The sequence below is a fragment of the Corallincola holothuriorum genome (genome assembly GCF_003336225.1).
GTDB lineage: Bacteria > Pseudomonadota > Gammaproteobacteria > Enterobacterales > Neiellaceae > Corallincola > Corallincola holothuriorum.
Genome location: NZ_QPID01000001.1, coordinates 670,979 through 681,548, shown reverse-complemented (window position 1 = coordinate 681,548; position 10,570 = coordinate 670,979). Strand labels below are relative to the sequence as shown.

Genomic DNA, 10,570 nt, shown 5'->3' with positions numbered 1-10,570 from the left:
AAAAGTATGCTACTGTAATTCATGCTGACCTCCAGCTTGTATTGTTGACACATACATTATGGCTCTGGCTTTTAGCTAACCCACGAAGGCGGAGGTCAGCACCTTTTGTGGGAGTCATATTGTCTATAACGCTATTTTGAAATCGTTCTGAAAGGACCTAGAACTATGAATATTAACGCGACGACCTTCGGTCAGATTGCTTTTGTATTGGCAATCATTGTTTTCTTTTTTACATTGCGGTTCGCGAAACGCAGCACAGCAGAAAATCTTCCATTAGTAGGTTTTTACTCGCTACTTCTCAACCTACTTTTACCCCCGGGAGCGTGGGTCTACTGCGGCTACTGGTACTGGAAATCCAGATCGCTCAGTCGATTCGAAACAGCGCAATGAAGCCTTAAGTTTGAACTCCACGTTATAACAAGGCGCGCAAGAATAGCTCCGCACCCGATGGGTGCTCCGCGGGACAACAATCACGACGCGCTTTGTGCTGGTTGTTGCCCCTTCACTTAGCGTTAGAACTCAAGGCAAGTAGATTGGAATTACAGAGTTTCGAGTACAAGGAAATGAGCCGAACTATTCTCCTCCATTAAATTGAAGAGTATGGAATGTTTTTGTTCACCTTGGGAAACACTGAGCCAATCTCTACATCCGATATCTCGCTCACATGCTTAAACTTGCAAGGCGTGATCGTTCCAAATTCAATACGTTCAGGGTTTCGTACCATCTCGCTGCTAGTTTATTGCTAATGGTTCGAGTATCCATTTTCCATAGCAAACTTTTCGATTTGTACTCAGTGAGGACAACTCAAGCGCTGAGATGCACATGGGATATCGAAAAGTCAGGAATGTATAGGTTTACCCTGTCGTGAGTCCAAGCGCCTTAACAAACCAGCCTCTGCGAACGGCTTCTCAGCGTTGCATTTATTACTCCGCATCAATGTTCTAATCGGCGCTACGCCGTTATCATCCCCCGCAAATGGGTGACGGTCGTCACTGTCTGGTCTGTTTGGGCGCTTACCCAAATACGGTTATGATGGTATTGAAAGGATGCAGTACCGTTATGGAAGTCGAGATTATTTATGCAGCAGGAAGGCCTAAAGCAGGGTGTTGAGGAACAACACCTGGGCGACAAAACCACACATGATGTTATTTCTAAGCGCGTTTCGTTGCAGCAGTATGCTGCGATCTGTCGGCAGTCCGAAGCGGGTATCTTGGGTGCCGTCATCTATGGCGCTGACCAAAGTTTTTTAGCCGCGAAACTAACGCCTATCTGGCCTCAAATCACCTCCTCACTGGTGCCGTTGTCCGGCGCGTATGCGGAGCTGTTTATTTCCCGTGAACAGCCGCGCTATTGGCATAGCGGTGAGATGATACTGGCTTATAACAGTCAGGTTGTATTTGGTGGTTTTGATCTGGCGGTCGGCTCGTTGGCTATGCAAGCCGAAGCGCGGTATTTACAAGTTCGTCGGTTGTTATCCGAGCTTAATTTTCCCTTTATCTATCGAATGTGGAATGAGCTGCCGGATATTAATGGAATAAAGCAGGGAACCGAGCAGTATCAGCATTTTTGCAGTGGTCGCGCCGAAGCGTTTGCGACCAGTGCTTGGCAGGGCACAACTTTGCCTGCAGCAACTGCGGTTGGCAGCCATCACAGTGATCGTTTTGTGCACTATTTCATTGCTGGTCGAACTCCCTGCCAAGCCGTAGAAAACCGTCAGCAGGTCAGTGCCTTTGATTATCCCCCTCAATACGGGCGTCACGCGCCTTCGTTTACCCGCGCGCAGCTTATTGAAAGCCCATTTGGGGCGCAGTTGTGGGTGTCAGGTACGGCGAGTATTGAAGGGCACCAGTCGTTGCATTTGGGTGATGTGAATGGACAGACGCGCTTAGCTGTGAAGAACATTAAACGAATACTGATGTGCACCAAACAGGCGTTAGGTTGTGATTATCAGGTGCCCGGCGTTCAGGCTCAGTACCGCGTTTATCTGCGTGATCCTGATGATTTAGCCTGCATACAATCGGTGGTTGATGATGAGTTGGGCACCGCAGTTGACGTCAGCTACGTTGCGGCTGATATCTGTCGTTCCGAACTATTGGTTGAGATTGAAGCTGTGTTTAGCCGTGGCTGTGATCTAAATGAGGTCGTTGTATGAAGCCGTTGCTTGAATATCCCATCGAAAATGGCCGTATCGTGACGCGCTCCCTTGAGGCGCATATCGTTGATCATTGTAACTTAAAATGTGCCGAGTGTTGTTCTCTGTCGCCGATGCTGCCAGCGCGCTGTGTTACGCCCGCGCAGGTTAAAGCTGATTTAGAGGCGGCGTTAAAAGTGGTTTCGCCAACCTATTTAAAGTTGGTGGGCGGAGAGCCCTTATTACATCCGCAATTGATGGAATGCATCGAAGTGGCAAGGCCGCTGGCGAATATTTTGTCAGTGACCACCAATGCCTTGCTGATTGAAAAGATGCCCGACCGTTTCTGGCAATTATTGGACGGATTAACCATTTCAATTTATCCCAAACCTAAATTACCACCAACCACACTGGCGTTTATTAAGCGTAAAGCCGCTGAGTTTGATGTTGAGTTGAACCTAAAAGAGCAATCGAATTTCGTGCAGATGACGCGCTGGCAAGCGCCCGCAGCAGAGGATGAAACCCGCGACGTATTTGCGGGTTGTTGGCTGCGCGAACGCTGTCATATTGTTGATCAAGGTCGGTTCTATATGTGTACCCGCCCACCGCATTTCGATAGCTTCAACGGCGGTAATACCAAGTATTTAGACGACGGTGTGGTGTTAGACGAGCGCCCGACATTGGTGACTGAGGTGCATCAATACCTTACGCGTGAACAACCGCTGGCAACCTGCTACCGCTGTCTGGGCGGTTTTGCCGATGAGAAGCCGCATCGGCAAATGAATCGAGCTGAGCTGATCGCCCTTGGAGAGATCAGCTTATGAGCGTGATCTATGAGGGCGATCCGTTTGCGGTTTTTCCTTATTACTATCGTGTTGGCAGCCAAGCACATGGCACAACTATCGCGGCACTCTGCCGAGATTCGAGCGAACTGAAGCTCGACCGGCAAGGAGTGTTGCAGTATTTGCATCGTGACCCGGATGGGATCCGAACCTGTATTGAACAGGTGCATAAACTGACGCCGGGCTACCGACTTGTGTTGGACAACGGGCATCTTGTTTGTCAGCCCAATCCTGTATTAGCTAGTCCGTTACCTTTGTTTGACACGCTGGCCTCGGCACTTGAGCAAATCGTACGGCGCTATTCACGCTGTGGTTTGGCGCTGAGCGGAGGGTTTGACTCGGCTTTAATACTGGCTTTACTGCAGCATATCGGCGCTGACAATGTGGAGGTTTATACCTTGGCTAGCGCATTGCCGGGCTATTGTGAGTTGGAGATCACCCAGCGAACGGCGCAGCATTTTGGTGTGCCGTTGCGCGTGGTTGAGGCTGATGCTGAGCAGTTTGTGGCCGCGTTGCCCGAGACTATTGCGGCGACTGAAACCCCGATCTATAACCTGCATCCAGTGTCTAAATTGCTGCTGTCTCAAGCGATGAACGCGGATGGCATCGACTGCCTGATCACCGGTGATGCCGCCGATCAGGTATTCAGTGGTGTGCCCTCTGCTAATTATTTGCCGTTAGTCGGCGCAATTGTTCGTAGCCAACAGTTGCCTTATCACTCGCCTTTTTTTGCCCCTGAAGTGGTTGCTGCGGGGCAACGGGTTGCTGATAGTAACAAGACTGCACTGCGTCAATTGGGGCAAAACCTGTTGCCCGATTGGCTGTGTAACCAAGTTAAGCAACCCAGATTAGCACCGGATTTTTGTCTCGATAGATATTGGGATGGTGCCGCTGTTGACCGGTTGGCGAAAAGTTTGGCTATTCAGCCCGACCTGAGTTCGTTGGCTAACCGAACACTCTGGATCACGCTAACGCTATTGCGCCAACAGTTGAGTAGGTCTAACTCATGTGTGGCCTAGCGGGCATTGTTAACTTTAATCATCCTCACGCCAATTTTAAAACTCGTTTACCGACGATGCTTGCTGCGCAACGTCATCGCGGCCCGGATGGTTGTGGGTTTAAGTACTATGGCAGCGCTGCGCTGGCACATACGCGCCTTGCGTTAATTGATCTTGCGGGCGGCGATCAGCCCTTCATTTCCCGCGATCAGCGTTATTGCCTGGTGTACAACGGTGAGATCTATAATTTTGCCGAGTTACGCCGTGAGCTAGCGCCGCTATGGTCGTTTGCCACCGAGTCTGATACCGAAGTGGTGCTGGCAGCTTATGTCTGTTGGGGAGAGCGGGCGCTGCATCGCTTTAATGGCATGTTCGCTTTCTTTATTTGGGATGAGCAGTTAAAGCAGGGCTTTGCCGCCAGAGATCTACTTGGGGTTAAGCCGTTTGCCTATCAGTACCAGCACGGTGAACTGCTGTTCGGCTCTGAAGCCAAGGCCATTGTTGCGGTGGCGCAAACGCCAGTGAAGGCCGATGCGGATGCGATCCTTGAGTATCTGGTCGCGCCCTATTTTAGCGGGGTAGAGAGTTCGATGTTCGCTGGCATTGAATACCTGCAACCGGGTCATTGCTTACACATTGATAGTAATGGCCTTGTGATCCGGCAGTGGCGCGATTACCAACTAACGGCTGAAATAACGCCAGAGCAGAATGTCGAAGATGAGTTGAGCCATTTACTCGGTAAAGCGGTGAATCGAGCAATGCGAGCGGATGTGCCTGTTGCAACCTATCTCAGTGGTGGGTTGGACTCGACTTTGATCAGCGCCATTGCCAATAAAGCGGCTCCGCAGCCACTTGCCTGTTTCAGTATTCGTTTCGCGGATCATGGCAAGATTGATTATGCCAACTCACTTATTGTCAGTTCAGACGATATGCCTTTCGCCCGCAGTGCCGCGCAAGAGATTGGGCTGCGGCAGCAGATTGTTGATGTGGACGAACAGCAGATTGCCAAGAGTTTCAGTGAGTTGACAGCAGTGAATGATGCGCTGCCTGCCTGGGAGCAAGAGTTTGCCCAGTTTCATTTGGCCCGTGTTGCCGGGGCGCAGTTTAAAGCGGTACTGGTGGGCGATGCGGCGGATGAAATCCATTGGGGTTATCCGTTCTTGCTTGACCAAGCCGCCACCTATTCGCCGGCTGGTATTTTGGCGCGATTTAGCCTGCCCAAATTGGCGCAAGGCAGTGCGCAGGAACTGACGCAGATGTTCAACGACAAGTATCAAAGACTGGCTGGATCTGCGGGGTACGGTTGGCACAGTGCCACCGAACGTTCGCTGGCGACCGCCTATTTGGTGGTTAAACGCTGGTTGCCGCGCTTGCTGCACAATGGTGACATTCATGCAATGCGCCACTCCCTTGAAGCGCGGGTGCCTTTTGCTGATATTGAGTTGCTAGACTTTGCCCGCAAGATCCACCCAGAGCTGGGTTACCGACAGGGTTGTGAGAAGTGGTTGTTGCGTCAGGGCAGTCGTGGTCTGTTACCGGAGCAGGTGCGTACCCGGCCTAAATCCGCCTTACCTAAAGCACAATCAATAGGCCTGGTTTATCAACGATTAGCGCGGACGGCATTGCAGACCTCAGCTGAATTTATTGGTCACTTTTTAGAGTTGGCGCCCTTGCTCTCGCTCAGTACACAGCGCGAGCCGTTAACTGAGATGGAACGCGCGCTGTTATTTCGTGTCATCTCATTATCGTATTGGCAGCAACGCTATAAGGTTGTTATTTAATGACTCGTATTCTTTTCACCCTGATCCCCGAGAAGGGCCATATCAATCCGTATATTGGGGTTGCACAGCACTTGCAACGCGCCGGGGTTGAGGTTGGTTTTTATGCCTCCCATGACATTTCAGCGCAACTGCACGCCGCTTCGCTGCCGCGCCAATTGGGTCAGCCTTTGGCTCAGACGGCAAGGAGTGCAAATCGTGGCTGCGAATTTGCCGAACAGGTGAGCAATGCGCAGTGGCTTAGGCAGTGGATAGAGATGTTGCTAGTGGACGTGGTAGAAGAGGGGATTGCGGGTATTTCTGCTGCGATCAACCAGTTTAAGCCGGATATCATTATTACCGATCCGATGCTCTATGGTGCAGCGATTGCTGCCAATGCTGCTCAGTTGCCTTGGGTTGCTATATCCAACTCACTCAATCCAGTATTGGATCCTCGGGTCTCCAGTGAGCTGCTTGATACGCTGGCTTCGTTGCAAAGCAAGCGGCAGGCGCTGTTTTCGAAACATGGCATGAATGTCGTGTTCAAAAGCAGTGACATGCTTTCACCATTTTTGAATATCGCCTTTACCACCGAGCAGCTAGTGGGGCCGGTAGCGAATGATGTTGAATGTGTCGGTCCATCGATCCCGCTGTGTGATCGCGGTGATGAAACAGAGTTTGATTGGGCATGGTTAGACGCGGATATGCCGCTGATTTATATGTCGCTGGGTAGTCAGATCTATTACCAACCGCAGATGTTTAATACGGTGTTTGCTGCGGTTCGGGATATGCCGGTGCAATTGGTTGCCACGGTGAGTGACCTGCTGGGAAGTGATGAGCTGGTGGATCTACCCGACAACGTTTACTTGTCGCGCTACACCCCGCAATTATCGATGTTGCAACGTGCTGCGGTGATGATCACTCACGGCGGGGCCAATTCGGTGATGGAGGCGATCCATGGCGGGGTTCCGCTTTTAATCAGTCCCATCTGTAATGATCAATTTCATCAAGCATTTTATGTTGCGAAACAGAACATCGGCCGAGTACTCGACCTTCAGCAGGCAAGTGTGAGCGAATGTAGCCAAGCGTTAGCTGCACTGTTGAACGCCCCTGAGATCCAGGCAAATATGCGCAGGGTGTCAGCAAGTTATCAGGTCGATGGTGCGCAGAGTGCGGCCCAATTGGTGTTGGCATTGGCCGAGTCTGATTATGATCATTAAGCCTGTCGAAACCCCAGCAATCACGCCGTTGGAACTGTGGGATGCACAAACCGAACTTGGGCCTTTGTGGCAATTAATGACAGATAAGCGGTTTGCGCCGATGTTGGTGACCGTGTTGCAGCAACTGCATCGAGGTGAGTTAGCCACAATGTCTAGTGCGGGGCGGTGCTTGCCGGCGGCGCCATTTGAAGCTGTTTTTTTGTGCGGTGGCGGGGCGCTAGACCCGGCGGTATCGGCATGTTTGGCCGGATTGGCGCAGCCGGTATTTACTGCGCCTAACCCATTATTTAGTGGGGTTGATGGCGGTTTGCAGTATTTGGCGAGCATCGGGCTTAATGGCTGGGCGATGGACGTAGGCCAAACCCAAATTAAGTTAGGCTTTGGCCACCATTACCAGACCTTCGAACGCGATTTGGCACAACTGCCTTTGCTGTTGCCTCAGCACACGCGGACGCATGACGAAGATGAAGATAAATTTAGCCACTGGGTGGCCGAGGCATTGGCGCAAAGGCCGGCTGATTCGCCCTCATCTATTGCTTTGGCATTGCCGTGCGAAGTTAACAGCGGGCAAAAGCAAGCAGCACAGGCGCTCGGTGCTTGTTCCTATTTTCCCGCGCAGGCTGATTTTTCCTTGCTGGAGTCTATCGCCCAATTCGCCGCAGGCGGTATCGACACGGTTTATCTGTTTAATGACGCGCAAATTGCCGCCGTTAATGCGGCGAATGACTCACGGCTGGCAACCTATCGCAGCGTGCTGGTATTGACCTTGGGTTATGCCGTCGGCGCGGCGATGTTGTGTCGATGAAACATCTCTATATTTCACCTCATTTTGATGACGTGGTTTTCTCTTGCGCAGGCAAGATCATGCAGGATGTTGAGGCGGGTATTGATGTGACGGTCGTGACCGTTTTTAGCAAGGGGGATGACAGCTATGCCCAGCGCTTGGCCGAGAATATCCGCGCGCTTGATCTATTGCAGGCGAGGGGGCTTGAACTTGGCTTTGAAGATGCGCCATTTCGCCATTCAGCCTATTGTGATTTTCGCTCGCTCATTTTGGAGGATATCGCTGCAGCAGATGCTGCCGTGGTCGCAACGCTGGCAACACAGTTGCGTGGATTGGTGTGTGACTTGAGCATCGACCGCGTTTATGCGCCGTTAGCGGTGGGCACCCATGTGGATCATCGCCTCTGTTTTAGCGCTTCGCTGCAGGCAGAACTGCCCAAGTTGAGCTTCTATGAAGACAGGCCCTATGCCTTATGTTCGGGGGCGGTTGAAGCCCGCCTTTATCAGCTTGGGGCGCGCCCTGATCCGGTTGCAGAAAACCACACTTGGTATCGCTATCCCACGGATATAGCCCCTTACTTACAAGCGCTGAGCCAGATGAGCTATGTGCAGCAATATTTGCCCGGAGGAGAAGCGCGCGTAGCTTGTTTTGATTTGATTTCCGCTTCGTTGGATCAGGCTTCTGAACAAGGTTATCAGGCACATTTTCAACACTATGACTTTGGCCAAGACGAGTTTAGCTTGGCCCAGAGAGCGTACGGTGCTTATGCTTCCCAGCAACGAGCGTTTGTCGGTACTTTCGCGCACAATGCTGAAATGTCAGTTGAATATGCGCAGCGGATCCGAGCAGGAGCCAATGGACAATCACTGTTTACGGAGCGCTATTGGCAGCTGAACGAATGGAATGGTTGTGCTAAGGAAAATAACAAGCTGCAGCGAGCAGGGGATAGATCATAGATCGTAACTTGTTGTCACACTATGATATTTGTCGAATGTGTCGTGATAATGTTAGCCTCACAAGTGAGCGCTAATGCGTGCTATTTACCCCATACAAGGACGTAGAAACAATCGACATTCGCTGTCGAAACAGAATTGTTTTCTATCCAGTTTTATCAATCCTTGTTTGTTCATTCGTAGTAGAAGGATGTGAGCAATGAAAGTCGGGATCGATCTCGGTACAACCCACAGTGTAATTGGTGTTTGGCAGGATACAGAAGTTGAGCTGATACCCGATGCTGCAGGCAATGTACTGACCCCTTCAGTCGTCAGTTTGTCAGATGATCAGTACATGATGGTAGGGCAAGCGGCGAAAGATCGCATGGCGATATATCCCCAACAGACGGTTGCAGAATTCAAACGTTTTCTCGGTACAGATAAAACCTATTGGTTGGGTGACCAGAGCTATACTCCTGTGGAGCTGTCCGCCATCGTTCTTAAAGCGTTGAAAGAGCAAGCCGAGGGATACTTAGGCGAGCCCGTCGAAGAGGCGGTTATATCGGTGCCGGCTTACTTCAATAACAAGCAACGCCAAGAAACACAGCAAGCAGCCGAACTCGCAGGACTGCAAGTTGAGCGGCTAATCAATGAACCAACGGCGGCAGCGTTAGCGTATGGGCTTGAACAAAAAGACACTGAACAGACCTATCTTGTCTTAGATTTAGGTGGCGGCACGTTTGATGTTTCGGTGATTGAAGTCTTTGACAACACCTTTGAGATACATGCATCCGCAGGTGATAATCATCTCGGCGGCAACGATTTTACCAACGTCCTGGTTGAAGATTTGATCGCCAATCAGCCAGCACTTCCCTCTCATCTACCCGAAACCCTGAAGCGTCGATTGTGGTCATTATGTGATGGTCTTAAGCGCCGTTTAACGTCTGAAAGTCAGGCTGGATTTGAATACGAAGTTGATGGCACTCAATATCGTTATGAGATATCTGAAGAGCGTTTTCAATTACGTTGCAGCGAGCTGATGGAGCGGATTAAATTCCCTCTGAATCGAGCGATGTCCGATGCTGAACTATCTCTTGACGATATTGACGGTTTAATCATGGTGGGTGGTGCCACGCGAATGCCGGTTTTCCGCCAGCAAGTAAGCCGCCTTTTTTCCCGTATACCGCAATCTCACTATCAACCCGACCATGCGATCGCGGTTGGCGCAGCTATTCAGGCTGGCGTGAAAGCGCGCAGTGATGCGTTGCGCGAAGTTATCATGACCGATGTTTGCCCTTATACCCTGGGTGTCGAAGTGTTGGGCCGTCATGACCAAACTGAATTTTTGCCGGTGATAGAGCGGAACACCACCATTCCTGTCAGTGAAACCCGCTCGGTGTATTCAACTCATCCCGCTCAGAAAGAGGTTTTACTGCATATCTATCAGGGGGAAAGCTTCAGACCGCAGGACAATGTCTTTCTTGGGGAGCTGAAGATCCGCTTAAGCCCGATAGAAAAGATCCAAGAGCTTTATCTGACTTACACCTACGATCTGAACGGTGTACTGGAAGTCGAGGTGACAGAGGTCTCGAGTGGTAAGAAATATCGTACCTATGTCAGCGAAGGAGATGACGACTTGAACCGCGAACAGCTGGAGCAAAATTTTGCCCGACTGAATGCTTTAAAAATCCTGCCTAAAGACAAACTAGCTAACACCACTTTCATGGCGAAGCTTGAGCGCCTGTATCAAGAAAAACTAGGCAAAGAGCGTGAAGCGGTAGGCACGATGTTGGCAGATTTTTCCCAAGTGCTGAAAGGTCACGACAACAGTGCAATAGAACAAATGATGCGCAGGATAAAAGTCGAGTTAGATTATGCGGATATAGACTGATCTCTACACAGCTAA

The 10,570-nt window shown here is 50.7% G+C and carries 8 protein-coding genes; all 8 read left to right on the top strand.

Going from position 1 to position 10,570, the window contains the following annotated elements; genetic code table 11:
• Positions 1 to 1,078: 1,078 nt before the first annotated feature.
• Entirely contained in the window at positions 1,079 to 2,152 is a 1,074-nt protein-coding gene (locus tag DU002_RS02915; protein ID WP_114336837.1) for a chorismate transformation enzyme, FkbO/Hyg5 family, read from the top strand.
• The gene (locus DU002_RS02910; protein ID WP_114336836.1) at positions 2,149 to 2,955 is read left to right on the top strand and encodes a radical SAM protein; all 807 of its coding nucleotides are present in this window, start codon (positions 2,149 to 2,151) and stop codon (positions 2,953 to 2,955) included. Before DU002_RS02915 ends, DU002_RS02910 begins: the two co-directional genes overlap by 4 nt.
• On the top strand, positions 2,952 to 3,992 hold the full coding sequence (locus DU002_RS02905) for an asparagine synthase-related protein (RefSeq protein ID WP_114336835.1): 1,041 nt from the start codon (positions 2,952 to 2,954) through the stop codon (positions 3,990 to 3,992). Before DU002_RS02910 ends, DU002_RS02905 begins: the two co-directional genes overlap by 4 nt.
• A complete protein-coding gene (gene asnB, locus DU002_RS02900; protein ID WP_114336834.1) occupies positions 3,980 to 5,752 on the top strand; it encodes an asparagine synthase (glutamine-hydrolyzing) in 1,773 nt (590 codons plus the stop codon). The genes DU002_RS02905 and asnB overlap by 13 nt, the downstream gene beginning before the upstream one ends.
• Complete coding sequence (locus DU002_RS02895; protein ID WP_114336833.1) at positions 5,752 to 6,948, top strand: glycosyltransferase; 1,197 nt, start codon at positions 5,752 to 5,754, stop codon at positions 6,946 to 6,948. The genes asnB and DU002_RS02895 overlap by 1 nt, the downstream gene beginning before the upstream one ends.
• The gene (locus tag DU002_RS02890; protein WP_114336832.1) at positions 6,938 to 7,753 is read left to right on the top strand and encodes a hypothetical protein; all 816 of its coding nucleotides are present in this window, start codon (positions 6,938 to 6,940) and stop codon (positions 7,751 to 7,753) included. The genes DU002_RS02895 and DU002_RS02890 overlap by 11 nt, the downstream gene beginning before the upstream one ends.
• Positions 7,750 to 8,688 carry a PIG-L deacetylase family protein gene (locus DU002_RS02885; protein ID WP_114336831.1) on the top strand — a complete coding sequence of 313 codons (939 nt, stop codon included), beginning with the start codon at positions 7,750 to 7,752 and terminating at the stop codon, positions 8,686 to 8,688. Before DU002_RS02890 ends, DU002_RS02885 begins: the two co-directional genes overlap by 4 nt.
• 196 nt (positions 8,689 to 8,884) lie before the next feature.
• Positions 8,885 to 10,555 (top strand): Hsp70 family protein, encoded by a 1,671-nt coding sequence (locus tag DU002_RS02880; RefSeq protein ID WP_114336830.1) that lies wholly within the window; start codon positions 8,885 to 8,887, stop codon positions 10,553 to 10,555.
• Positions 10,556 to 10,570 lie beyond the last annotated feature (15 nt).